The organism is Paenibacillus lacisediminis, assembly GCF_046567315.2.
This window is the reverse complement of record NZ_JBKIAX020000004.1, coordinates 476146-502554: the sequence shown is the minus strand read 5'-3', so window position 1 is coordinate 502554 and position 26409 is coordinate 476146. Positions and strand designations below refer to the sequence as shown.

The following is a 26409-nucleotide window of genomic DNA, read 5'->3' as shown; positions in this document are numbered from 1 at the left end:
TTTCCTGGTAAGCCGGGTGCGCAAGATTTCTCTTGCCACCCTTGGAATATTAAGGTATGATAGTATCCTTCTTGCAAAATCGCCTTGTCTGAAGTGGACGGGTCCGCCGTCTATGAGGGGATTCATTTCCCTCTAATTATGCTTATCGGAGGTGTTTTAACCGCATGCTTTATTTCACGCTGGCTTCCAAAGCCTATGCCCGCAATTTTCAGTATCGCGGAGCCCATATGGTGCACAACCTCGCGAGTGCGATGTTCGGATTTATGTACGCGTGCATCTGGATCGGTCTGGGGAAGGACCACTCGCTGGGAGTGTACGGAACGCAGGGGATGGTGAATTACATCGCCTTCACCCAGGCATGTCTGTGGATCACCAGTTTCATTACTAGTGGGCTTGGCATACCCCAATCCGTCAGGACCGGGCAAATCGCGCTTGACCTGATGCGTCCCGTCCATCTATTCAGCCATACGATGGCCAGGGAATGGGGGCAGATCGCCTACCAGTTCGTTTACAAATCCATCCCGATTTATCTCTTGTATTTCTTCGTTTTCTCACTGCAAGTTCCGAATCAATGGACCGCCATGCTGTTCACCGTGTTAGGACTGCTCGGAGCCTCTTATTTGTCGATTTGCATAAACTATTTGATCGGCGTAAGCGCCTTGTGGACGACGGAATCGTCCTGGCTCTATTGGGCCAATAGCGCGCTGATCAATTTGCTCGCCGGCTTTTTCATCCCGCTGGAATGGCTGCCCGGACCGCTGGAAAACCTCGCCTGGATGTCGCCTTATCCCTACCTGCTGTATGTTCCCACAACGATTTATCTTGGAACAGGAAGCGGCTCCGCCTTATGGGGAACGCTGGTTTGGTGTGTCCTAATGACCGCCTGCTGTCTGCTGGCGACTCGGCTGCTGCGGCGGAAAGTGGAGGTGCAGGGCGGATGAACAAAAGGAAGAATCCTGGCGCTGAAAACGGGCAGAAGCCGAAGAGCAGGATGGGCGGCACACGCGAAATCGACGGTAACATTAACGGCGGGGGCGACAGCATCGCCAGCGTCACTACCGGACCGACCCGGCCCACCGGCGCGAAGCCAACGTCCTGGCTGAACCTGTACCGGCTGCTGATCCGTACAAGCATAAAAAGCCGGATGCAATACAAGTTCAATTTTTTGCTGGGCACGGTGCTGGCAGCGTTGATCCAAATCTCCGAATTTTTGATGATCGCGATCGTTCTGGACAAGTTCGGCGCCATCCAGGGCTGGTCGGTTTACGAGATCGGGTATCTGTTTGCGGTGATGACGTTGTCCAAAACGCTGTACCGCACGTTTGCCGATGAGGTGCATCATCTGGAAAAATACCTGGTCGGTGGAGAGCTCGACCAGTTGCTGACGCGGCCGATGCCGGTGCTGCTCGCTTTAATGCCGCAGAACTTCCGGCTGATGCCCGGCGAACTGCTGCAGGGCGGTTTCATCCTGTGCTGGTCGCTCGGCGCGATGATGCGCGGCGGGCAAGTCGGCTGGACCGCGGTGCCGTTTACGCTGCTCATTATCGTTACCGGCGCGGTCATTTTGTTTTCTATCGGACTCGCCACGGCTACGCTCGGTTTCTGGACGACCCGGATCAGCGAACTGCAAAATTTCACCGAGGATGCCGCCCACACGGCGGCGCGATACCCGCTTACCCTGTATCCGAAATGGATGTCTTCGCTATTTTTGTTCGTGATCCCGGTCGGCTTTGTCAATTACGTACCATCGCTGTATATTTTGCGGGGCGAATGGGGGCCGTGGATCCTTGCGGCGACGGCCGGGGCAGCGGCGGTTTGTCTAGCCGCCAGCCTAAGGTTCTGGCAGTTCGGCATCACTAAATATCAAAGCACGGGAAGCTAAGCGTCCAGGGAGAGCAAGTACGGAAGGCCGAAGTACAAGGAGCTAACCGTACGAGTGAGCGAAAGCATACAGGAACCGAAAAGGAGGGAGCGGCTTATGATCGAAGCCAGCCATTTATATAAAGAGTTCAAAACGCCTGTCGTGCGGGAGGGGAAGCTGTCCGGACTGCGCACGTTGTTTTCACGGGAATACCGGCTGAAAGAGGCGGTCCGGGGCATCAGCTTTAACATCGAGCGCGGGGAATTTGTCGGCTACATCGGGCCTAACGGGGCGGGCAAGTCGACGACGATCAAAATGCTCACCGGCATTCTGCACCCGACCTCAGGCACGGTTACGGTCGGCGGCCTGAACCCCCACCGCGACCGGCGTCGAGCTGTCCGCAGGTTGGGCGTCGTGTTTGGGCAGCGCAGCCAGTTATGGTGGGATTTGCCCGTAAAGGATTCCTACGACATCCTGGCGGAAATGTACGGTGTAAGCCCGGCGGAAAAACGGGAGCGCCTCGACCGGTTTGCCGAGCTGCTGGATCTGCGCGAGTTTTGGATGACGCCGGTGCGCAAGCTGTCGCTGGGCCAGCGGATGCGGGCCGACATTGCGGCCGCCATGCTGCACGACCCGGATCTGCTGTTCCTCGATGAACCGACGATCGGCCTTGATGTGCACGCCAAACGCAACATCCGGCAGTTTTTGCAAACCTTAAACAAGGACTTCGGGAAAACGATCCTGCTCACCACGCACGACATGGACGATATCGAGCAGCTGTGCAGCCGCGTGATGGTGATCAATCACGGCCAGCTCGCCTATGACGGAACGATCCGCTCACTGCGGGACATGATCGGCTTGCCAACGGTATTCCGCGTAAAGTTCCGCGGCGGCTTTCGGGTGCCGGAGCAATGGAGAGAGGCGGGACATGTTGCCGGGAACCAGGAGGAAGGGATCAAGGCGCGGCATGTTACCGAGAACCTGGAGGAAGGGATCGAGGCGCGGCATGTTGCCGGTTCCCCGGATGGCGCTGCCCGGGCCGGATTCGTTCAGGCCGCGGCGGGTTCGAGGGCCGGCCGGGCCTCGCTCGACCCATCCGGCCTGCCGTTTCGCGTCACCGGCATAGAGGAGAACATGGTCATCGTCGAAGCGGACCGGCGCGAGATCGGCACCATGGAGATCATCCGGGAGCTTGGCAGCTGGGGAGAAATCGACGACGTCGACATGGAGGAGCCCGATTTCGAGGAGGTTATCCGCAGCTTTTCGGCGTCGTAGGTTCGCTGAGCTGCTGCTGGCCGCGGTGACTAGTGAAGCGGGCCGTCGAAGGGCAGCGGCAACGAAGGCGGCAGGACTGTGACGACTCTTGCAGTGACAGCTGGAGCGAGGAGTACTCGTGTAGCGACAACTCATTGTAAAGATGATTGGTGTAGCAGTGACTAGTGCTCGGCTGCGGGTCCAACCACATCCGGCAAGCGGCTAACGGACCGGAGCGACGTTATTTGTCCCCAAATAGGGAGTTTTAATTTCTAACGGACAGAGGTGCACTTATTCACTCAAAAAAAGCTGAAAACGGGCTCTGTACTGCCAAATAAGGTCTGTGGTGTCCGTTACATTCTCCAGACTGCTGATTTTGCCGAAATAGCGGCGCTGGTGTCCGTTAGAATCGGCAGACGCCGACGTTTAGGATAGGTGAAGCCCAGTCTCGGATAGATACAGCCAATCTCCCATAAACTATGTCCGTTCGAAGGAAAAAATAATGAAGAAGCCGGCTATGAGTTACGAAGTGATAGTTACGAAGTGATGTTGTAAAGTTACAAAGCGATAGGAGTGAAAACGTGAAGAAGATAGGGCATGTTACGTTGCTGGTGAAAAATTACGATGAAGCGATTGAGTTCTACACGAAGAAGGCGGGCTTCGTCCTGCTCTCGGACAACGCGTTCGGAGGCGGGATGCGTTGGGTGACCGTTGCTCCGGCTCAAGATGCCGGAACAGCGATCGTTTTCGTTGAGGCCGATACAGCCGGCAAAGCGGCCAGAGTCGGCAGCCAAGCGGCCGGTCACGTTTTTCTGACCGTTCAGGCCGACGATTGTTATCGCGATTACGAGCACATGAAGGCAAACGGGGTCAAATTTTTCGGCGAGCCAAAGGAAGTGCCGTGGGGGATCGAGGTCGTATTCGAGGATCTTTACGGAAATCGCCTGGACTTGGTCCAACATAACGGAATGTAAGCAAAAAACAAGGCGGCCTTGGTTCGAATCTCTCGAGCCAAGGCCGCTTGCTTTTCCCGCTTACTTGATCTTGATCGTGTGAACGGCGGTGCCGGTGGCGCCGCCATCATCGATGACCGTCAGCGTGACGGTATAGGTTCCGGCGCGGTCAAAGCGGTGCTTCACTTTCGCCCCGGACGCGCTGCCGCCGTCGCCGAACTGCCAGCTGTAGCTGACGATGCTGCCGTCCTCGTCCGAGGACCGTCTGCCGTCGAATTCAACCTGCTTTCTCTTCTGCGCGTGATCAACGGCCTTGATCACGGCTTTGGGGGCCAGATTGTCGTCCGGCGGATTTTGCCCGGGGTCATCCGGGTCTTCCCCGGGGTCTTCGCCCGGATCTTCACCCGGCGGGTTGCCGCCCGGCGCGGCGACGAACAAACGGCCCGCGGCCTGGAAGTCGCCTTCATTCCCGGCTTCGTCCCGTACGCTGACGACGATCACCCCGCCGTCAATCACAAGCGATGCCGGCGTGACATAAACGCCTTCATAATGCCCCGGCGCAGTTTCGTCCAGAGCGATTCCGTTGCCGCCGCTGCTCGCCAGCGACACCGGCAGCTCGATGCGGAACGAGGCATCCAGCCCCGGAACGCTGTCAAAAGATACAGCGAGCGCTTCGCCGGCTGTCAAATGTACGTCTGCGGCCGGGGAGAGGCCCGTGATTTCGGGCAGCTCAAGATCGACATAAACGGCCCGGGTGACCGTCGTTTCGTTGCCGGCCAGGTCGGTGGCCGTAACCGTAACGAGATTTTCGCCGGCATTAATCAGCAAACGGTGGGCGAAGGAGCCCGCGTCTCCGGCGGCAACCTCAGTGCCGTTAACGGTTAGCTTGCTCAGATAATCGTCCAGCGCGGTACCGGCCACATTCAGCACTTCCGAATTGGTGCGGAATCCGTCTCGCGGCGAAACGATGTCGAGCTGCGGTGCGGCGTTATCGAGCGTCACCGTCAACGGGAGCGAACGGTCGGTCGTTTTGCCGTTTACGATGACCTCCGCGCTCAGCTTGTTCACGCCGGGATGCAGTTCGATATTCAAGCTGAACTGCCCGTTTTCCACGGCCGCCGTACCGGCCGGTTCCGTGCCGTTGTACAGCTTAACCGTCGCTTCATTCGCCGGCGACGTTCCCGTTACGGCAATCGTCGGCTGATTCGTAAAGGAGCCGGCCGCCGGCGAAGTGATGACCGGCGCGTTCACCGGGTAGCGCACGATGGCGCGGATCATGATGTTGCCGTCTTCCTCGTCCGTCTGGCTCCAGACGCCGCTGACCCGCTGCCAGCTGCGGCTGGCGTTCGGACCGTTCTCATCGGCCGCCAAACCCGGCGCGCTGGTGCCCGCCAACGTTTGGAGATACACGATGTAGAAATCGCCCTCGACCGTCACCGGCTCCGGCAGCGCAAGCGTTGTCCACTGGTCGTTGCGCAGCGCCGTGCCGTCAAACGGTCCCGCCAACTGGCGGCCCGGCGAGCCGTCCGGCCCGGAGGCGTCGAATACGGCGTACTGGAACGCCGTTCCGCCCGGTACAGGCCATTGTTCGTTCCAGAACCGGATAGAGGCGCCAGTCACTTGTGCCGCACCGGATTCCGGCGTCATCCTCACCGCCCAGGCGTTGCCTGTGGAGTTAAAGGACCAGGCGTTTTCCGCCGTGCCGTCGTCATAGCCGATTTCGCCCGGCAGGCCGATGAACGGCTTCAGCGCGAGCGATCCGTCGGCGCTGCCGTCCGGCGGCACGGTGACGGTGATCGTGCCGCTGTAATAGTCGCTCGCCGTCACCGCCAGCGTGTACGTTCCTTCCAGCACCTCCAGCGAGAAGCCGCCGTCCTCTCCGGTACGCTGCGGGGCGATCGCCGCGTCCTCAAGCACGATTACGGTAGCGTCAGCGATCGGCTCGCCGCTGCGTTCGTCGGTAATCGTACCGGCAATTTGCCCTTTAGGGATCGCCTGCAAATTAAAGTTGGCTTTCGCGCTCTTCTGATCTTCAATCTTGACCGGCAACGTTTGCGGGTAATAACCGTAGGCTTCCGCTTTTAACGTATAATCGCCGGCCACATGGGTCAGGCTGTATTTTCCGGACGCGGGGTCCGTTTTTACGGAACGTCCCGTTTCCACGACCGTCACGGTTGCGCTGGCCGGCAGGCTGCTGACGCCGGCTTCGCCGCTGCCCTCCGTTTTGCCGGCTGCTTCGTTATATTCGCTTTTGGTGGTGCGAATCAGCTTGTAGGCGGAGCCGGGTTTGTCCGCTTTGGATTTTTGCGCGTTGATCTCGGCAACCACGTCTTGGGCAATCTCCGTCTCCGGCGCATTCACACTGAGCACCTGGACGTTGTCGATATACCAGCCCGCCTTCGTGACGCTGTTATCCGTCTTCAGCCGGAAGCGGATTTTTACCGCTCCGCCGGCATATTCGTCCAGGCTGTAGTATACCGGGCTCCACTGATTGCCATTCGTGCTGTGCGAAAATTTGCCCAGCTGGATCCAGGTCGCGCCGCCGTCGGAGCTGGCTTCCACGTACCCATAATCATAGTTGCTTTCGATTTCAAACCAGTGATCGAAGGCCAGCGTGGCGTTGTCCACTCCGCTCAGATCGATGGCGGGGGACACGAGCGAGTAGTCCGCTCCATTCGCGTAGGTTCCGTCAAGATCCGTGCCCCACACGTTCGGGGGAGATACGGCGCTGCTTGGACCGGGCGCGGACGGTGTGCCGCGTTCCCATTTGTCCTGCGTGCCGCTATGGGTCCAGCCGCCGTCATCGCCGCCGTCAAAATCGTCGCTGAACAGACTGACCGGACGTTGGATCGTCAACGCAATTTCGTTGGATTTTTTGCTTTCGTTGCCGCTGTAATCGGCCGCGGTGACGGTATAGTAATACGTGGCTCCGGTCACGGTGGAAGCGTCCGTATAAGCCGTTTCCGCCGTCGTGGCGATCGCTTCGTAGCCCGTTCCCGAAGTCACGGAGCGATACACCGTATATTCTTTCACGTCTTCATCGGCCGGGGCAGACCAGGAAAGCTCCGCGCTGCCGACGAAATTGACGGAACCGCTGAGCCCGCCGGGAGCCGCCGGAGCAGTGTCGTCCGGAGCTTGCAGCGACAGGTCGTCAAGGTACCAGCCGGCTTTTTGCACCGAACCGTCGGACGTTAGATTGAATTGCAGGTAAACCTGCTGGCCGGCATAAGGGCGAAGGTCGATATATTGCGTTTTCCAACCGCCGCTCGTTCCCGTAAATTCGGCTACCGGCGCGAAAGCGTAATCGCTGTCTTCGGAGGCGATATACACTGTGCCGTAATCCCGGTTACTTTCAAGATCGTACCAATGTTTAAAAGAAAGCAGCGCCCCTTCCGGACTTCCGGTCAAGTCGATCGGAGGCGCCAGCAGGTAGGAGTTGGCGTTGGCGGCGTAAGTGCCGGTCAGGTTCGTCGCGTACACTTTTTCCCCGGAATGGGCGCTGCCCGGGCCGCTAACCGGCGTTCCCCAGGCCCACGTGTTTCCGGTTCCGCCGGTCGCATATCCGATCGCATCGGTCTCAAAATCCTGCTCGTATCCGGGCTGAATTCCGGCCGACACGGTCACGGAATACGGGTCGCTGTCAAAGCCGTTGCCCCCGTAATCGCTGACCCTGATGTAATATTCGAGCCCCGCGGTTCCGACCAGGAAGGACGGGACGGTGGCTTCATAGACGCCGTCCTGGCTCGTGCCCGACACACGCGTCGCCGGCAGGTATAAATAATGGCTGGTTCCTGCCTCCCGGGCGTAAAATTCAACCGAGGTCACAGCGATATTGTCGGTCACATGGGCGGTTAACGTTACGTCGAAACCTTCATATATTAATGATGGCGGAGTATGCTCCAGCACCGGCTCTTCGAAATCGTCACCGGCGGTTACGACCCGGCCGGACACCGATCCGACCCCTTCGAGCACGGAACCGACAGCATCCAGCGCGTTAACGATGCCATGGCCGTACCCATTGTTCGGCGTGCTCGGGAACTGGCTGTCCGTGCGCGGTGTCGCCGTGTCGGTCAGGATTTGTTCGAGATCGTCCACCGTCAGCGAATGGTTGGCCTGCAGCAGCAGCGCGGCGATCGCGGTCGTATGCGGACCGGCCATCGAGGTGCCGTTCCAGCCGCCTTCATAATCGCCGCCGGGTACGGAGGAGCGGATGTTGACGCCCGGTGCGGAAACCTCCGGCTTGATCTCGCCGTAAGGCGAAGGGCCAAGTAAGGAGAAACCGGCCAGGTTGCGGTTGATGTCCGTCGCCCCTGTGGCGAATGCCTCCGGATAGTTGGCCGGATTGGCGACGGAACCGGGACCGCCCGGATTGGTGAGAGTCGTATTTCCGGCGGAAAATTCGGGGAAAATCTGCGCGTCCCGCCAGGCTTGTACAATCGGGCGGAACCAATCGTCCCGCTCTGGCCCCCCGCCCCACGAGTTGTTGACAACATCGGGAGCGAGCTCGGGATGGAGGTTGCCTTCCGCGTCCACCGGAGCGAGCAGCCATTGCCCGCCGTCCAGGATGATGGCGTCGGTGGTCGACGGGTTAAAAATGCGCACCGCGATCCATTTTGCCCCGGGCGCTACGCCGATCTGGTTCGAGCCGTCGGGCTCCGATCCGACCATTGTGCCCATCGTGTGGGTGCCGTGCCCGTCGCTATCCACCGGCAGCGATGCGTGGCTGTGCGGGTCGTACCAGTTCAGCTCGGGATCGACGATGTTCCCGGAAGCATCGAACCCGCGCCATTTAGCGCGCAAAGCCGGATGGGTGTATTCTACGCCGGAGTCGAGGTTGGCGACGACGATCCCGCTTCCGTCAATGCCTTGGGCCCAGACCTCGGGGGCGTTGACCTGGGCGATGTTCCATTCGACGCTGCTCGGCTTGACAGCTGCCGCCCCGGCGTTATCGGCCACGGCATCCTTGATGGGTGTCCCTTGACCGGCCGCCGCCTCCTGCTTGTCGATTTCCACCTTATCCAGAAACCGTTCTTCGTTGGGGAGAATCTTTTCTACTTCAGGAAACAGGGCGACTTGGTCAAGCACCTCTTTTGTGCTTGTCACCGCCATGGCGTTTACGATAAAGTAGCTTTTATAATCCTTAACCTCTCCGGACTTTTGCTCCTGACTCAAATAGTTATCCAGGCTGACCTGGGTGCGTGAAGCCGTTTCACGCAGGGCGCTGATGACGGAAGTCCGGGCCGACATTTTAGCGGCCGAAGGCGTCGCTTTTTCGGTTGCGGCTTTTTGCAGGGCCAGCTTGGAAACCGAGGCTGTATCGGTTTGTTCTTTTAATTTAACGAGATAAGTCACGTAATCGTCCTGCTTGAACTGCGTCGTCAGTTTGCCATCGATCTTGGCTTCGGCGATGTGCGGCGCGCTGGATTTTAGACTGGTTTTGGCCGCAGCGCCGTTGGTTTCGGCATAGGTCACAGGAACAAAAGTAAGCACAAGGAGGATCGACATACCGAGTGAGAAATTTTTACGGAATCTTTTGAATCGGATCAACTTCTTCACTCCCTTTACTAGGTTAATGGTTCTTTCGAGAAATCCTCTTGTGGCAGCCCGGAGAATTGCTGGCTGTCAGTTAAAACCGGACACGACCTGAGCGACTTTGCGAAAAAAAACGAATGATATCTACGTAATTCCAAGCATCACCTCCTTTTATGGGAGAAAAATTAACATGAACAAATCTCTGAGTTGGGAAAGAGAGTCACTTCGGGTAGCGGGCAGTAGAAATTTGGCGTTTGGGCCCGGTTTATAACACAGGCCGAATAGGACATAACCAAAACGTGAAGCGGAAAACGGTGAGGTATCGGCGATAAATTCAGGCTTTCGTTGAACTACCGATGATGTTGAGGTTGGTCGAATTATAAAATCGATAGGAAAAGTAGGTTATTTTCAATAAAAAATAAAAATAGGTAAATAATGGTTTGTTTTGGAAATAGTATATCTTTGAAAATGAAAATGTACAAGTAGGATTTTGCGAGAATATACATATTTTCATAGAAAAATAGGAATATTTTACTATATTATTTGGCGTTTAGTTGAAAATGTATGTTAGATATATTGACATATAGTGTTTTTCGTTTTACATTAATTACAAAATGATAAGGAGCGAATGAGGGTCATGGGAGAGTCCGCTTGGGAAAGGCGGCACCGAAGGAGCAAATAGCCGGCCATGCGGGGCGGCTTTGAATCTCTCAGGTACAAGGACCATGGCCTGACGCGACTCTGGAGAGAGCGAAAGCCACCCAAGGGGTACGTGTTTCCGGCTCACGGACACATTAAACTCTCAGGTAACGGGGACAGAGAGAAGGCAGCAGGCCTTTTTTCTGTCCTTTTTAACGTTGAGGACTGTCATGTTAGGGAAAACTGAAAGTAAGATTTTTGCAAAATGGTGAAAACAAAGATTTGGGGAACGGGGAAGATGACCATGCGGTTTAAAAATGTATTTTCGATTATTGGTCCGGCGATGATCGGGCCGTCCAGCTCCCATACCGCGGGGGCGGTGCGGATTGGGCGTTTTGCGCGGCAACTGTTGGGAGAGGCGCCTTACGAAGCGCGGATTTGTTTCTACGGCTCGTTTGCGGAAACGTATCAGGGGCACGGCACGGACCTGGCCATCGTCGGCGGAATTTTGGATTACCGCACGGATGACGAGCGCATCCGGAACTCGCTGCAAAACGCGGAAGAAATGGGGATGAAGCTTGATTTTACAACCGGTGTTCAGCCGGGGACCCATCCCAATACGGTAAAAATCGCGCTCACCGCCGGAAACGGCAAGGCCGAGGTGACGGGGGCGTCGATCGGCGGCGGGAACATTGCGATTCAGGGCATCAACGGGTTTGAGGTCAAGTGTTCGGGCGAACTGCCGACGCTTGTGATTGAGCATGCCGACCGCCAAGGCATGTTGGCCGGCATCACCGCGCTATTCAGCCGGGAGGACGTGAACATCGGCTATATCATTACCGACCGGAAAGGAAGGACCGAAGAAGCCCTGACCGTCGTCGAAGCGGATGGCGCGATTCCGGGCACTCTTATTGATGAGGTTAAAAAGCTTCCGCACGTAAGCCGGGTGGCTTACATCGATTTAACATAAAGTGAAGGAGTAGGTAAACATGCGTTTTCGGAATTTGCGGGAGCTCGTCGCTTTGTGCGACAAGGAGTCCCTGACGATTTCGCAAGTCATGCTGCAGGATCAGGCGGCGGAAAGCGGCCAGAGCGAAGCGGAAATCATGGCAGCGATGGCCGAGTATTATCAAATAATGAAAGAGGCCGTGCGCAAAGGTTTGACGGAGCAAATCACCTCAACGAGCGGGCTGACGGGCGGCGATGCCAAAAGGGTAAACGAATACCGCGGCAACGGGGAGCCCGCCGTGGGGGACATCGCCTGCCAGGCGATGGCTTACGCTTTGGCGGTTTCCGAGGTTAACGCTTCGATGGGGCGGATCGTGGCCACCCCAACGGCCGGTTCCTGCGGCATCATTCCGGGGGTGTTCGTCAGCGCCCAGGAGCGCTTCGGCTGGGAGGATGAGCAGCTTGTGCGCGGTTTGTTCTGCGCCGGGGCGATCGGGTACGTGATCGCCAACAATTCGTTTATCTCCGGCGCGGAAGGCGGATGCCAGGCGGAAATCGGCTCCGCGATCGGCATGGCGGCGGGCGCGATGGTTGAGCTGCGCGGGGGAACGCCGGAGCAGGCGGTGCACGCCGTCGGCTTGGCGCTGAAAAATACGCTGGGCCTGATCTGCGATCCGGTTGGCGGCCTGGTGGAAATCCCCTGCATCGTCCGCAACGGCTTCGGGGCGGTAAATGCGCTCGCGGCCGCCGATATGGCGCTTGCCGGCGTGCGCAGCGCGATTCCGTCCGACGAGGTCATCGACGTCATGCTGGAGGTCGGCTCCGCGATGCCCAGCCGGCATCGGGAAACGGCCCAGGGCGGCCTGGCCCAAACGCCTACCGGCCGCAAAATTATGAAGGAGCTGCGGAACCGGAGAAAATAAGCAAGTAAGAGTCCTGGTCCTCGTAAAAGAGGGCCGGGACTTTTTTGTGTTGAGGCTGCAGAGGCGCATCGCAATGTGTGATCGGGGCGTTGCCGCACGGGACGTGGCCGCACTGCGATTGCCGCACTGTGATGTGTCGTACTGTGATGTGTCGTACTGTGATGTGTCGTACTGTGATATGCCGCACTGTGATGTGTCGTACTGTGATGTGTCGTACTGTGATGTGTCGTACTGTGATGTGTCGTACTGTGATATGCCGCACTGTGATGTGTCGTACTGTGATGTGTCGTACTGCGATGTGCCGCACTGTGATGTGTCGTACTGTGATATGCCGTACTGTGATGTGTCGTACTGTGATATGCCGCACTGTGATGTGTCGTACTGTGATATTGCCAAACTGCGGTGTTGTCGAGTTGTGGTGTTGCCTGCCGCACCTCGTTGATGAGGCTGCGCTTCTAACGGACTCCAGCGACCTTAAACCGCCCAGAATGAAGGCGAAAAAATTCTAACGGACCGAGAAGACGTTATTTCCTTCAAACCGGCGTAAAACATGTCATTTTGAACCAAATAACGTCATCTGTGTCCGTTAGAGCGGGAAATACCAGGGAAATAAGCGAATAACGTCTCTCCTGTCCGTTACGGGAGCTGTCGTTTGAAGCACTTCATCTCAGGTCGAGAAATTTTCGAAATTTTTTTGCAAAAAATACCTTGCCATCCGTCTTTGGAAGGAGTAAAGTAAAAATCGACTAATTGACTATATTCATATTTCGGTCAATTGGTCATTTCTTGGAGGGAGGCGCGATGGGGATTGGCTCAAATCAACCGGCGGGAATTGGTGATTGAAGCCGCCGTGAAATGTTTTTCGCTGTTTGGCTATAAGGCGACGACGATGGAGCAAGTGGCTAAAATCGCCAATGTAGCCAAGGGGACCATTTATACTTTTTTCACCAACAAGGAAGAGCTGTTTGATGAAATTCTACTTTCCATCATTGCGGATATGAAACAGCTCACAGCGCAAAAGGTGGATGTGAACAAGCCGTTTTTCGAGAACCTCTATCAAAGCATGGATGCCTTGCTGGAGTTCAGACGCGAGCATGAGCTGTTGGCCAAACTGTTTCAGGAGGTGCGCAATTTCGGCACCCAGCAGGCGCGGGAAGGCTTGGAAAAAATCGAAAACGCCATTCTGGATTATCTGGAGCGGCAAATCACGCTGGCCGGACAGCGCGGTGAAATTCGCGCTTTTGATCCGAAGGTCGTCTCTTTCGTCATGCTGAAGTTGTACATAGCGTTAACGTTGGATTGGAGCAAAAACCACGAGCCGCTGGACAAGGAGCAGATCAAGGAGTCCTTGCGGATTTTGCTGGCGGGAGGCCTGTCGGCAAATCGGCCGGTCTATTAACTATTAACGGTTCAAATTTAAGCGAGATGATATTTGGAGGGGTAGAGGAAGATGGAAAAACTAAAAGTGCTGATTATACCCAGGGTGTTAGTTTATGTTGCGATCGCTTTGCTCATTGCGGGTGGGGTCTGGATTCTGAACTCGAACCAGATCACTTCCGGCAGGGAAAAAGCGAACCGCCCGACGGCGTTTATCGAGGCCAATCAATCGAGCGCGAGCTTTAAAGTCGGCGGGCGGATCGTCGAGCTGCTGGTGGAGGAAGGCGATGAGGTCAAAAAGGGGGATATCCTGGCCCAGATCGAAAGCGATGAGGTCAAAGCCAAGGTATCCCAGGCCCAGGCGGCGGTGGCCGCGGCCGAAGGCCAGATCGGGCAAGCGGCAGCTTCCGTGAATGCGGCGAAATCGAAAAGAGCGGAGGGTGAAAGTGCGGTTTTCCTGACGGCGGAAACGATCGACAAACAGATCGCGCAGGCGCAGGCGGTGGTTCAGGCGGCCCAGGCCAAGGTTAATGGACTCAAAGCGGGAGCGCGCCCGCAGGAGCTGAAGCAGGTGAAAGTCCAGATGGAAGCGGCCAAAAAAGCTTACGATATCGCCAAGGACAATTTGCAGCGGACCTCAAGCTTGTTTGCCGAAGGGATAGTCAGCCAGGCCGATATGGACAAAGTGAACCTCTCCTATACGCAGGCGGAAGCGTCTTACAACGCCGCGGTTGAACAAAACAACTTGGCGAAAGAAGGCGCCCGCCAGGAGGAGATCGACGCCGCCGAAGCCCAGCTTGAGCAGGCGAAAGCAGCTTTGGCGCTGGCCGAGGCCAACAAGGCGCAAATCGAGATTAAGCGGCAGGATGTGGATGCGGCGGCGGCGATGATCGAGCAGGCCGAGGCGGCCCAGCGGACGGCCGAGTCCGGCAAGAAGCAAGCTTCCGCGGCGCTGCAGGAAGCCCAAACTTATTTGGGTTACACGAAGCTGGTTGCCCCCGTAGACGGGGTTATCGTGTCCCAGTCGGCGGAGCTCGGCGAAATCGTAGGTTCCGGGTTCCCTGTTTTCACGGTTCAGCAAACCGATGCCGTTAAGACGGCGAAATTTTATCTGCCCGAAACCGAGATGGCCGGCCTGAAAAAAGGCGATATCGTTAACGTGAAGCTCGTATCCGACGGCAGCATGCAACAGGCTAAGGTTGTTACGGTAGCACAGGCGGCGACGTTCGCTTCGCAAAAGGCGACGCAAAATACGGGGGATCTGGACATTCGCTCCTTCGGCATTAAAGTTCAATTTATCGATTTGCCGGACACCGCTGCGACCGGGATGACCGTGGAATGGTACGGCAAGGACGGCGAAACCTCCGGCCAGGGAGGAACTGCGGATCAAGCGGACAAAGCGGGTGAAGCCCAGTGAACGGAAGGATTACGTTAGGCTCCATGCTGGCGGAAGAATGGAGGAATATTTTCAGAGACCGGGTGGTTTTCGTCATCCTGTTGATCGGGCCGATTTTTTATACATTTTTTTTCGCCTCCCTTTACAGTCATCGGGCTGTTTTGGATGTGCCCACGCTCATTTACGATGAAGATCAGAGTCAATTAAGCCAGGAAATCATCCAGGCGCTGGATGCTCATCAGTCGATCAAAATCGTTGGGGAAGTCCATTCGAGCCAGGAACTGCGGCAAGCGATCGATAACGGCAAAGCCAGAGCCGGGGTGATTATCCCGGCCGATCTGGAAGCCAAGCTGAAGCGGGGAACGCCGACACCGATCATTGCTGCGGTGGATGGCACCAATCTGATGATCACGAACGCTGTCGTCAAGGGCGCCAACGAAGTGGTCACGACGTACAGCTACGGGACGACAACGAAAAGGCTGCAGCAGCAAGGAATGAAGGATGAGCAGGTGAGCGCGACATTATCGATCATCCCGTTCACCTCGCGCACGCTTTATAACCCGACCTATGATTACGTGGATTTCCTCGTAACCGGGATGGCGGGAACGACGCTGCAGCAAGTGATGTTCATGGCCGTTGGGATGGCGGTTGCCCGGGAAAAGGAAGAGCGGACCTGGAGCCGCTTCGCCGTCTGGAAGAGAAGCCCGTGGAAAATCATGTTCGTCAAAATGTTCCCCTATTGGCTCATTGGCATTTTGAACGTGTTTGTTGTCATGAACATTTTGACTTCCGTTTATCAACTATCGTTCCGCGGATCGGCGTGGTCGATTTTATTGATCGCCGTGGTCTTCTCTTTTACCGTGGCGTCCATCGGTTATTTCCTTAGCCTGGTTTCTCCCAACAAAATCACGGCGCTGCAAATTTCGATGCTGGTCGCGCTTCCTTCGTTTTCATTGTCGGGACATTCCTGGCCGATGGAAGCGATGCCCAAATTTCTGCAGGTGATCGCCCATGGCCTGCCGCTGACCTATTTTCTTGAGGCGGTGCGCGCGGTGATGCTGAAGGGGTTGACGACCGCCCAGATTGTGAAGGACTGTATCGCAACCGGCTTGATCGGTTTGATCGCTTTGCTGGCGTCGCTGCTGTATTCCCGCTTCATCTCGTTCAGACATACTGCGGATCACGATGCGGACCAGGAACTGCCGCTGCCGGCTCCGGCGTTCACGGAATCCTCGCAGCCGCCGGTGATGGCGGCCCAAACGACGACAACTCCGATGTAGGATGGACGATGCACTAATTTGTTGTTATGTAATTCGTCACCCCTTCCCCGCCCTGATTGTGTATAATGATTCCATTCTAAACATGACGGCGGAAGGAAGGGGAGCATACATACCATGACGACCATTCTGATCGTGGAAGACGATATAAGCTTGAACAAGGGGATTGCGCTAACGCTGGCCCAGGACGGGATTTCGATCGAACAGGCCTATGATTTGGCCGGCGCGGAGCGGCGGCTTGCCGCCGGGGGCGTCGATTTGATCGTGCTCGACGTGAATTTGCCGGACGGGAGCGGGCTTGATTTTTGCGAAAAAGTAAGGGCGGGGTCGCGCGTGCCGATTATTTTTTTGACCGCCAACGATATGGAGTCGGACATCGTCATGGGTTTTGAGCTCGGCGGGGACGATTACATCACCAAGCCGTTCAGCCTGATGGTGCTGCGCTCCCGGGTGATGGCGGTGCTGCGCCGCTGCGATTTCGGACAGGAGGACAAGGTTGCTGTTCCCCCGTTTCTGTTCGACTTCGGGAGAATGGATTACCGCAAGCAGGGGCAGAGCATCGCCCTCAGCATCACGGAGCAGAAACTGCTGAAAACGCTGGTAGCCAACCGGGGGCAAATTTTGACGCGGGAGCAGTTGATGGACGCCGTGTGGCTGCGGGAGGCCGAATTTGTGGATGAGAACGCTCTGACGGTGACGATCAAAAGACTGCGCGCCAAAATCGAAGACGACCCGTCAGCGCCGAAGTACATCAAAACCGTATACGGCCTCGGATACATATGGGCCGACGCGGGGGTTCGGCATTGACCGGCGGCGGATTTGGCGGAGCAGCCGGCCAGGGCGGGCAAGGCGGACAAGGCGGGCAAGCCGGCCAAGGCGGGCAAGGCAGACAAGACGGCCAAGGCAGACAAGGTGGACAAGGCCGAGCTGGCGCGCAAGCCGGGTCCCCGGGCCGGAACGCCCTTGCTTTCACCTCGGTCTATGCGGCGTACGGGACGCTGTTCGGTCTGCTGGTGCTGGGTTACCCGGTTGCGGCCTGGTATTTGGCCGGGGAGGTGTTCGGCCCGCCGCTCTGGCTGCCCGTGTCCTTTGCCGTCGCGATGTTCCTGGCGGCCGTCTCTTTCGCCCTGATCCTGAGGGCCAGAGCAGCAGCCGCGATCCAAGCGGCCTTCGACATTGTAGACGCGGCGATCGGCGGACAGCGACGGCTCACCGGTTACCAGGAAACGAATCTTTCCGCGCTGGAAAACAAAGTGTTCCGCTATGTCGAGCTGACTCGGGCGCACGAACGGCAAATCGAAACGGAACGAAGCAAGATCAAAACGCTGATCTCCGACATTTCGCATCAGACGAAAACGCCGCTTTCAAGCATCATGCTGTACGGCGAGCTGCTGGAGGAAATCCCGGATCTGCACGAGGATGCCCGCCAGTACGCGGCTCAGATCAAACTCCAATCGGCGAAGCTGGACTGGCTGATCGGCTCGCTGGTCAAAATGTCCCGGCTCGAGGCGGGCATGATCTCCCTGCAAACCGCCGTGTCCCCGGTGATCCCCACGATTACGCAAGCCGTATCGCATGTGTATGCGGCGGCGGAGCGCAAAGGCACCCGGATCGCGATTGACTGTGATCCGGCGGCCGCGGCGAAGCACGATCCCAAATGGACCGCGGAGGCACTTTTCAACCTGTTGGAGAATGCGGTCAAATACAGCGAGCCCGGTAGCGGCGTGCATATTTCGGTTCAGGCGGGCGAAATGTTCACCCGCATCGATGTCGCCGACCAGGGCATCGGCATCGCGGAGAGTGAATGGAACGATATTTTTAAACGCTTTTACCGCAGCAAGCAAGCGGCGGGGCACGAAGGCGTCGGGATCGGCCTGTATCTGGCCAGGAAGATCGTTACCGCCCAGGGCGGGTACATCAAGATGTCGTCCAAGCCCCAGGAAGGATCGGTGTTCTCATTATTTTTGCCCGTGGTGTAGGAATGTGACAGTAGTGTTATTATTCAGACACCCGGGAGTCAGATTGATCTGCTACATTTAGTCCTGTACGTGCGTACAGGTTTTTTTATTGGGGGGAGGAAAAGGACATGCCGATTCTGCAAATCGATGGGCTAAAGAAATATTACGGTCAAGGAAGCACCGCCGTAAAGGCGTTGGACGGAATCGACCTAAGCGTCGAAAAAGGCGAATTTGTCGCGATCGTCGGCACGAGCGGCAGCGGGAAAAGCACCTTGCTTCATATGCTGGGCGGGCTGGACCGCGCGACCGAAGGCAAGGTGTACGTCGACGGAAATGATATTTTTGCGATGAATGACGAGAAGTTGACGATATTCCGGCGCCGGTCGATCGGATTTGTGTTTCAGAGCTATAATCTGATTCCGATTCTGAATGCCTACGAAAATATTGTACTGCCGATCGAACTGGACGGAGCCCGGGTGGACAAGGGGTATGTGGATCAGGTTATCGGCGCGCTTGGCTTTGGCGATAAGGTGAACAATTTGCCGGCGAATTTGTCTGGCGGGCAGCAGCAGCGGGTGGCGATTGCCAGAGCGCTGGCGACCAAACCTGCGATCATACTCGCGGACGAGCCGACCGGAAACCTGGACAGCAAAACAAGCCAGGAAGTGATGATCCTGTTGAAGCAGATGAGCGAGCGGTTCAATCAGACGATCGTGATGATTACCCATAATGAAGAGATCGCGCTGACCGCGGACAAAATCGTCCGGATCGAGGACGGCCGTATCGTTAGCCGCTCCGGCCGTGCCGGGGGGCAGGAGGCGGGTTCGAGATGATGGCGGCGAACAACCGTACAGCGGTCGCCCGCATCGCCGGGCGAAGCCTGAAGGCCAACCGGCCGCGCAATCTGATCATCATCAGCGCCATCGTGCTCACGACGCTGCTGCTCACCTCCGTGTTTACGATGGCCTTCAGCCTCAACAAATCGATGCAGCTGACGAAAATGAAAACGTCCGGCGGCGATTTTCACGGCAGCTTCAAATATTTGAAGCCGGAGGAGGCGGACCGGCTCCTGCAGCACCCGGCGATCAAGGAGTACGGCAAATCCGTGCTGGTTGGGTTCGCGGCGGGCGATGCGTTGCGCGGCAACACGCTGGAAATCAACCATATTGACGAAAACGAGGCCAAGCACAGCTTCATCCAATTTACGCAGGGCGGTCTGCCGCAGGAGGAGAACGGAATCGCCATGAGCGCCTGGGTGCTCGATATGCTCGGCGTGCCCCGTGAACTGGGCGCCAGGGTAAAGCTCGATCTGGATATCGACGGCCAGGTGGTCCCCAAAGAGTTTGTGTTGTCGGGGTATTTTCCGGCGGACCGCAACTTGTCGATGTCGGGGCTGGCTTTTGTATCGGAGGCGTTTGTGCAGCGGAATATTTCACAGATCGACCCCGAGCGGTCGCGGCTGAGCGGCAGTTATGTCAATACGATCCGGCTGGACGTCATGTTCGGCAATTCCTGGGACATCGAGAAGAAGCTGCAACAGGTGCTGTCCGACACCGGGCTTGATGTTCCTTACGGAGTCAACTGGGCTTACACCAGCGTAGCCCTGAATGAGGACCCGATGAATGTGATTCCGCTCGTCATCCTGATCTTGATTATTATGCTGAGCGGATATTTGCTGATCTACAATATTTTTCATATCTCCGTTGTGCGGGATATTAAATTTTACGGGCTCCTGAAAACGATCGGAACAACGCCGCGGCAGCTCAGAAGGGTCATTTCCATTCAAGCGAACCGGCTGTATTTGACGGGCCTTCCGGTCGGGCTGGCTTTGGGCTACGGAGTCGGCGTGTGGCTGCTGCCGCTGCTGCTGAGCTTGTCCGATGGGACGGAAACCGTAAATTCGGCCAACCCGTTGATTTTTCTCGGGGCTGCCATTTTTGCTTATTTGACGGTCCGGATCGCCGCCAGCAAACCGGGCCGGACCGCAGCGCGGATTTCGCCGGTCGAGGCGGTGAAATATTCCGGGATCGGCAGCGGGGGCTCAGGCCGGAAAATCAAACGCTCGCTGCATGGAGCCAAGCTGTCCAGGATGTCGTTTGCGAATCTGTTCCGGTACAAAAAAAAGCTGCTGCTCATGCTGGCCTCCTTGTCGTTAAGCATTATTTTGTTCAGCGTGATTTATACGGTCATCTCTTCGTTTAGCGTTAACAAGTACTTGAACACTTATATTTCCGGAGACTTTGTCGTCAAAGAGGATGCCGGAGGCCTGGGTGGCGTGCCCCAGCCGGATACCGCCGCGCTTACGGAAGAGGTTTGCCGGGAGCTTAGCGGGATCGACGGAGTCAGCGGCGTGGATAAAGTGTACTATAGCGCTGATATGCTTAAAATGAGCGAGCCGATCCGGCGGACCCTGGAACCTCTGGCGGCGAAGGAAGTCCCCGAGCAGCCCGCGTTCGCAATGCTTCTGAAGAGCGGAACTGTCCCGCTGCAGCTTCATGGCATTAGCCAAGGATGGTACGATGTGCTCGACAAACACGAGATCGTCGCCGGTACGTTTGACCCCGTCAAGTTCGACTCCGGGAATTATGTTCTCGTTACGGAAGCGGTGCTGGGTTCGGATCAATATGCGAGCTATTATCGGCCGGGAGACCGGATTAAGCCGGACGGCATGAAGAAAAGCTATAAGGTTATGGCGGTGTTGAAATCGGGCGCGCTGTATGCGGCGGGAACCCAGTTTTACATGACGGGCGGCTTTAATGCGTTCTGGCCGGCGGACGAGTTCGTGAAGTCGGTTAAAAAGGACCCGATCATTTTATCTGCTACCTTGCATGCCGATCCGGCCAAGCTCGGTGAAGTGGAGGCGGCGGTAAAATCCATTGCGGCGTCCAGTCCCAGTCTGTTCGTGAAATCCCGGGAGGATTACAAACAGGAAATGCAGGGCTTTATCCGCATCTTCCAAACGATCGGCTACAGCCTGAGCTTTGTGATCGCTCTGATCGGGATTTTGAACTACATCAATACGGTGATCACCGGCATGATTTCCCGCCGTAATGAATTCGCCATTTTGGAGAGTGTCGGCATGACCCGAAAACAACTGAAGAAAATGCTTTTGTTTGAAGGGCTCTACAGTGTATTATTGACGAGCCTGATTGTGGGCACGGCGGGCTTGGGATTGACGTATGCGGTAGCCAAGGGAGTTACCGACAATATCGCGTTTGCGGAATTCCGGTTGAACCCGCTGCCGCTGGCCGCCGCGGTGCCGCTGCTTCTCGCCATCGCTTTGATCGTTACGCTGGCCGCCTACCGCCGGATGTCCGGAGCGACGATTGTGGAAAGGCTGCGGGAAGCGGAATAAAATCATCAATAAAATACACCCCTGGAGTTCATCGGGATAAACGGGCGTTTTTCCGGTGTCTGCTCTATGGGGTGTTTTCATTTGGAAAGGGATGCCGTGAGGCGGTTCCCTATTTAGACCATGGCGAGGATCGAGCCCGGCCCCATTTCTTCTCCATGCCGACCCCCTGCCGGGGAATAGAGGTAATTTATGTCGTTATTTTGTGATTGCCCCCTTTCGCCGAAAAATAGCGGACTTTTTTACCGTTATTTGAGGACTGAACTTGGAAAAAACACTTGTTGTTTCCCGATCTTTTTAAAATAGAGGTAAAAAATTCCGTTATATTCGCTCCACGCCCTTTTTTGGCGAACATAAGGCCCTTTTTTACCGCTATTTCCATGAACTCCTCAAAAACGCAGGCCGTGTGTTTCCCCTCATACCCTCAAATAGCTCGGAAAGTCATTCTTGTAATAGATAATATAAAATGGTGACACAGATAAAAACGTAAGCTATAATCGGAAGGTGAATAACATGTATAACAGTAGATTTAAATAACTAGTACAGTAGGCTTGGCGTAAAGAAAGGGGGGAGGGGCTTATCATCACCCTGGAGCATGTGGGCAAAACATACCGCTTGCCGGACGGTCAGTTGGAAGCAGTGAAGGACGTATCCCTTCAGGTTGAGAAGGGGACGGTTCATGGCATCATTGGAGCGAGCGGGGCCGGCAAATCGACGCTGCTGCGGATGATGAACGCTTTGGAGCTGCCCGACCACGGGAGAATTACCGTCATGGGACGGGAACTGACGGCCCTCCCGGAAGCGGAACTGCGGAAGCTGCGTCAATCGATCGGGATGATTTTCCAACAGTTTCATCTGCTGAACAACCGGACGGTCAGCGGCAACGTATCGGTACCGCTCGAATTGGCCGGGTCCGCAAGACGCGAGCGCGCCGAGCGCGTGGATGAATGTCTGCGGTTTGTCGGCCTGCCGGACAAGGCGCAGCAGTACCCGTCGGCCTTAAGCGGCGGCCAAAAACAGCGGGTGGCGATCGCCCGGGCGCTGGCGAACCAGCCGGATGTGCTGCTCTGTGATGAACCGACCTCTGCGCTCGACCCGCGGACGACGGCGGAAATTTTGGAGGTGCTGATGCACATCCGCGATACCCTTGGCGTGACGATCGTGATCGTGACCCATGAAATGGAGGTCGTCAAAAGCATCTGCAACACCGTGTCCGTGATGGAGAACGGGCGGCTGACGGATACGTTTCGTCTGGGGCAGCGCCGGGGTGCGGCGGACATGTCTGCGTTTACGATGTCTTACCGGGAGCAACTGCTTGGGGAAACGGGGGAGCGCCATGTTTGATTTTACCGTGATGTGGCATGATGTGCTGCAATACCGCACCCAGATTGGGGAAGCGATCGGCGAGACCTTTATGATGGTCGGCATCTCGCTGGCCGCGGCCATTCTGCTCGGATTTCCTGTCGGCACGCTGATGTTTCTGACCGGCAAAGAGCAGCTGTATGAACATCGCGGCTGGTCGGCCGTCCTGAACAGCGCCGTGAACATCATTCGCTCTTTTCCGTTTTTGCTGCTGGTCGTGTTTATGATTCCGCTCACCCGCCTGATCGTGGGCACCGCGATCGGCACACTGGCTGCTTCCGTTCCGCTTGCGATCGTGGCGGTTGCGATTTATTCGCGGTTCGTGGAGCAGTCGCTGCTGGAGGTGCCGCGCGGTGTGATGGAGGCGGCGCGGGCGATGGGGGCCTCGAAGCTGGCTATCATTTTCAAATTTTTACTGGTGGAGGCCCGTTCCGGTCTGGTGCTTGGACTGACCTCCTCGACGATCAGCTTTATTTCTTACTCGACGGTCATGGGGGTGGTCGGCGGCGGCGGGGTCGGCGATTTTGCCATCCGGTACGGATACCAGCGCTTTGAAACAGAGTTGATGGTTGCCGTCATCGTGTTGATGATTATTTTGGTGCAGGGCATTCAGTTTGCGGGAAGCGCGATTTCCCGGCGTTTGGACAAACGCTAATTTTTTCGTGGGGAAGCCCGGATTTACTTATAGCGTTAAACAGTAACGGGCCCCAAAGGAGCAACGAAGACAAATAGCATGAGGGTTGAAGGGGGATTTTTTTTCATGAAAACGATGAAATGGATGATGAGCCTGGCGCTGCTGGCGCTAGTGCTGACCGCGTGCGGGAGTGGCAGCGGACAAAACGGGGCGGCGAAAGGCGCCGGAAATGAAGCGGGTACGAACGGAGCGTCTCCGGCGGCAGCACCCGCGGAAACAACAACGACGACTTTGAAGGTAGCCACCTTGATTCCGCCAATGACGGAAATTCTTGAACTGATCAAGCCGCAGCTTAAGGAGGAGGGCATCGACCTGGAACTGGTCGTATTGTCCGATAATGTGCAGCCAAACGATGCTTTGGCCAACAAGGAAGTCGATGCGAATTTTTTCCAGCACGTTCCTTACATGGAACAGTACAATGAAAGCAAAAATGCCCATCTCGCAGCGGTTCAGCCGGTGTATCACGCGGTCTACGGCGCTTATTCCAAAAAGTACAAATCGATGGAGGAGCTGCCGGACGGGGCGACGATCGCCATCGCCAATGACCCTTCCAACATTGCCAGGTCGCTGATGATGCTGGATAAAGCGGGGATCATCAAGCTGAAGGAAGGAGCCGGGCTTGAAGCCACCCAGGCGGACATCGTGGAAAACAGTCACCATTACAAATTCGAAGAAGTCGATTTGCTAATGCTGGCCCGGATGCTGGATGACGTCGACCTGGTGCTGATGACGCCGGCGTATGCCAGCCCGCTTGGACTGACGCCGAAAAAGGACGCTTTGCTGACGGAAACCGTCGATTCCGCGTTTGCCATTACACTCGTCGCCCGTGAGGACAACAAGGATTCGGAGCCGATCCAAAAGTTGGCCAAAGCGATTTCCAGCCCGGAAGTGAAACAGTACCTGGAACAAAATTACGGCGAGATCGCATTGCCGGCGTTCTAAAAACGGGGCCTGGCACCAAAGAAGGGCCTAGCCTTAAGCGTGCGGTGTTGCGCTGTATGACGTCGGTCCAGCACGTCGGTCCAGCACAGAGGTTGGCACATCGGCGGACTGCCGGCGGCATAGGTCAAACTCCCTTCCTCATAAAATAATGGCAGCGAATTTTTTGTGAGGGAGGGAAACCGATGCAGATTCATGTCGTTCAGCGGAACCAATCCATATACAGCATCGCCGATACTTACGGCATCCCTTATGGCGATATCGTGGAAGCGAATGAAATCCCGAATCCCGACCGGCTTGTGGTAGGACAAACTCTGGTTATTCCGATCGTCGGCAGCTATTACCGGGTTCAGCCCGGTGACAGCTTGTGGTCGATCGCACAGCGGTTTGGAATCAACTACCGGGAGCTGGCTCGGGTGAACGGTATTTCACCGGACCGGACGTTGTCCGTCGGGTTTCGGCTGTACATTCCGCCCCGTCCGAAACGGAACGCGGAGTTTAACGCCTATGTGGAACCCCGGGGCGGGACCGTGGCCCCGGAGCTGGAGGAAGGGGCGCGGGAGGCCGCTCCACATTTGACTTATCTGGCGCCGTTCAGCTTTCAGGCGCGGCGGGACGGATCGCTGAAGGAGCCTTTGCTGGACAACTTCCCGGCTATCGCCAGAGAAAACCGGGTCGTGCTGATGATGGTCGTTACGAATCAGGAAAATGACCGGTTCAGCGATGAGCTGGGACGGATTCTGCTGAACGACATCGCCGTGCAGGATCGGTTTTTGGACAATATCGTGACGACGGCCGGCAATTACGGATTCCGGGATATTCATTTCGATTTCGAATTTTTGCGGCCGGCCGACCGGGAAGCTTACAACGCCTTTTTGCGTAAGGCAAAAGCCCGTTTCGAGCAGCAGGGCTGGCTGATGTCGACCGCACTGGCGCCCAAAACGAGCCGGGAGCAGCAGGGACTGTGGTATGAAGCCCACGATTACCGGGCGCATGGGGAAATCGCCGATTTTGTCGTGATCATGACCTATGAATGGGGCTACAGCGGCGGACCGGCCCAGGCCGTGTCGCCGATCGGTCCGGTGCGCAGGGTCATCGAATATGCGCTGACGGAAATGCCGGCAGGGAAAATTATGATGGGGCAAAATTTGTACGGCTATGATTGGACCTTGCCCTTCGTTCCTGGCAGCGTAGCGCGGGCGGTCAGTCCACAGCGGGCGATCGGGATCGCGGCCCGGCATAACGTGGCGATCGAATACAGCGCACGGGCGCAGGCTCCTTTTTTCAGGTACACGGATGAGGAAGGAAAACAGCATGAAGTGTGGTTCGAGGACGCCAGGTCCATCCAGGCGAAATTCGATTTGATCCAAGAGCTGGACCTCAGGGGCATGAGCTATTGGAAGCTGGGCCTCAGTTTCCCGCAAAACTGGCTGCTCATCGAAAGCAACTTCGACGTGGTGAAGCGGTCGTAACATGAGATGGTCTTGAATTTTCACGAATTTTCAATTATAATTTTCATGTGACTTTTGTAACAGTGGCATCGGGTTGATTGCGGTATGCTGAAACCAACCCAACATTTTTTAAAAAAATTCAAATGAATATGGATCTTCGGGGTAAGGTGAAATTCCTGACCGGCGGTGAGGTTCCTCTATTCCATGGCGAAGAGAGGGGCTTAAGCCCGCGACTCGTTTACCGCGTATTGTCTGCGGTTGGCGACTGACTTGGTGCGATTCCAAGGCCGACGGTAAAGTCCGGATGGGAGAAGATCAAACAAGCAAGTTTGAACAGAGCTTTTCTTTGCTCTGCCCAGGCTTATTTGGTCGCCCTCGCAACCCCTTTTTCACGAAAGGATTGCGGGGGTTTTCTGCGTAGACCCCATATTCAAGAAGGGGACATCACTATGAAAAATGCAAGTGCAAGCGGTAGAGTTAATGGGGTAGGAGC

Annotated in this window: 18 protein-coding genes and 2 riboswitches; of the genes, 17 read left to right on the top strand and 1 reads right to left on the bottom strand. The window is 56.3% G+C overall.

The features are described from left to right. Positions 1–164 precede the first annotated feature (164 nt). From ACLD72_RS11010 to ACLD72_RS10995, 4 genes are all read left to right on the top strand, one after another. On the top strand, positions 165–941 hold the full coding sequence (locus ACLD72_RS11010) for an ABC transporter permease (RefSeq protein WP_410997061.1): 777 nt from the start codon (positions 165–167) through the stop codon (positions 939–941). Between the two features lie 203 nt (positions 942–1144). Continuing rightward, positions 1145–1882, top strand: coding sequence for an ABC transporter permease (locus ACLD72_RS11005; protein ID WP_410997386.1), 738 nt, complete (start codon positions 1145–1147; stop codon positions 1880–1882). Positions 1883–1978: 96 nt separating this feature from the next. Continuing rightward, entirely contained in the window at positions 1979–3136 is a 1158-nt protein-coding gene (locus tag ACLD72_RS11000) for an ATP-binding cassette domain-containing protein (protein ID WP_410997063.1), read from the top strand. A 560-nt stretch (positions 3137–3696) separates the two neighbouring features. Further along, a complete protein-coding gene (locus ACLD72_RS10995) occupies positions 3697–4089 on the top strand; it encodes a VOC family protein (protein ID WP_410997065.1) in 393 nt (130 codons plus the stop codon). 60 nt (positions 4090–4149) lie between these two features. Here ACLD72_RS10995 and ACLD72_RS10990 read toward each other — a convergent pair whose 3' ends face one another. Further along, positions 4150–9615, bottom strand: coding sequence for a S8 family serine peptidase (locus ACLD72_RS10990; protein WP_410997067.1), 5466 nt, complete (start codon positions 9613–9615; stop codon positions 4150–4152). A 613-nt stretch (positions 9616–10228) separates the two neighbouring features. Then, positions 10229–10336: riboswitch (glycine riboswitch) on the top strand. 207 nt (positions 10337–10543) lie between these two features. Here ACLD72_RS10990 and sdaAB point away from each other — a divergent pair. From sdaAB to ACLD72_RS10925, 13 genes are all read left to right on the top strand, one after another. Beyond that, positions 10544–11209, top strand: coding sequence for an L-serine ammonia-lyase, iron-sulfur-dependent subunit beta (gene sdaAB / locus ACLD72_RS10985; protein ID WP_251590991.1), 666 nt, complete (start codon positions 10544–10546; stop codon positions 11207–11209). Positions 11210–11228: 19 nt separating this feature from the next. After that, positions 11229–12110: an L-serine ammonia-lyase, iron-sulfur-dependent, subunit alpha gene (sdaAA, locus tag ACLD72_RS10980; RefSeq protein ID WP_410997069.1), complete on the top strand. Its 882-nt coding sequence runs from the start codon at positions 11229–11231 to the stop codon at positions 12108–12110. An 808-nt stretch (positions 12111–12918) separates the two neighbouring features. Continuing rightward, complete coding sequence (locus ACLD72_RS10975; RefSeq protein WP_251590641.1) at positions 12919–13509, top strand: TetR/AcrR family transcriptional regulator; 591 nt, start codon at positions 12919–12921, stop codon at positions 13507–13509. Positions 13510–13560: 51 nt separating this feature from the next. Then, positions 13561–14904, top strand: a complete 1344-nt coding sequence (locus tag ACLD72_RS10970) for an HlyD family secretion protein (RefSeq protein WP_458475756.1) — start codon at positions 13561–13563, stop codon at positions 14902–14904. Beyond that, positions 14901–16163, top strand: coding sequence for an ABC transporter permease (locus ACLD72_RS10965; protein ID WP_458475755.1), 1263 nt, complete (start codon positions 14901–14903; stop codon positions 16161–16163). Before ACLD72_RS10970 ends, ACLD72_RS10965 begins: the two co-directional genes overlap by 4 nt. A 114-nt stretch (positions 16164–16277) precedes the next feature. Further along, complete coding sequence (locus ACLD72_RS10960) at positions 16278–16967, top strand: response regulator transcription factor (protein ID WP_251590638.1); 690 nt, start codon at positions 16278–16280, stop codon at positions 16965–16967. Further along, complete coding sequence (locus tag ACLD72_RS10955) at positions 16940–18139, top strand: sensor histidine kinase (protein WP_458475754.1); 1200 nt, start codon at positions 16940–16942, stop codon at positions 18137–18139. The genes ACLD72_RS10960 and ACLD72_RS10955 overlap by 28 nt, the downstream gene beginning before the upstream one ends. 107 nt (positions 18140–18246) lie before the next feature. Then, positions 18247–18951, top strand: a complete 705-nt coding sequence (locus ACLD72_RS10950) for an ABC transporter ATP-binding protein (RefSeq protein ID WP_410997075.1) — start codon at positions 18247–18249, stop codon at positions 18949–18951. Then, positions 18948–21473, top strand: coding sequence for an ABC transporter permease (locus ACLD72_RS10945; RefSeq protein ID WP_410997077.1), 2526 nt, complete (start codon positions 18948–18950; stop codon positions 21471–21473). The genes ACLD72_RS10950 and ACLD72_RS10945 overlap by 4 nt, the downstream gene beginning before the upstream one ends. Before the next feature lie 576 nt (positions 21474–22049). Then, positions 22050–22814 carry a methionine ABC transporter ATP-binding protein gene (locus tag ACLD72_RS10940; RefSeq protein ID WP_410997390.1) on the top strand — a complete coding sequence of 255 codons (765 nt, stop codon included), beginning with the start codon at positions 22050–22052 and terminating at the stop codon, positions 22812–22814. Beyond that, the gene (locus ACLD72_RS10935; protein WP_410997079.1) at positions 22807–23487 is read left to right on the top strand and encodes a methionine ABC transporter permease; all 681 of its coding nucleotides are present in this window, start codon (positions 22807–22809) and stop codon (positions 23485–23487) included. Before ACLD72_RS10940 ends, ACLD72_RS10935 begins: the two co-directional genes overlap by 8 nt. A gap of 114 nt (positions 23488–23601) precedes the next feature. After that, positions 23602–24468: a MetQ/NlpA family ABC transporter substrate-binding protein gene (locus tag ACLD72_RS10930; RefSeq protein WP_410997392.1), complete on the top strand. Its 867-nt coding sequence runs from the start codon at positions 23602–23604 to the stop codon at positions 24466–24468. Positions 24469–24650: 182 nt separating this feature from the next. Next, positions 24651–25937, top strand: a complete 1287-nt coding sequence (locus tag ACLD72_RS10925; protein ID WP_410997081.1) for a LysM peptidoglycan-binding domain-containing protein — start codon at positions 24651–24653, stop codon at positions 25935–25937. Between the two features lie 128 nt (positions 25938–26065). Further along, positions 26066–26236, top strand: a riboswitch (FMN riboswitch). The last annotated feature ends 173 nt before the right edge of the window (positions 26237–26409 follow it).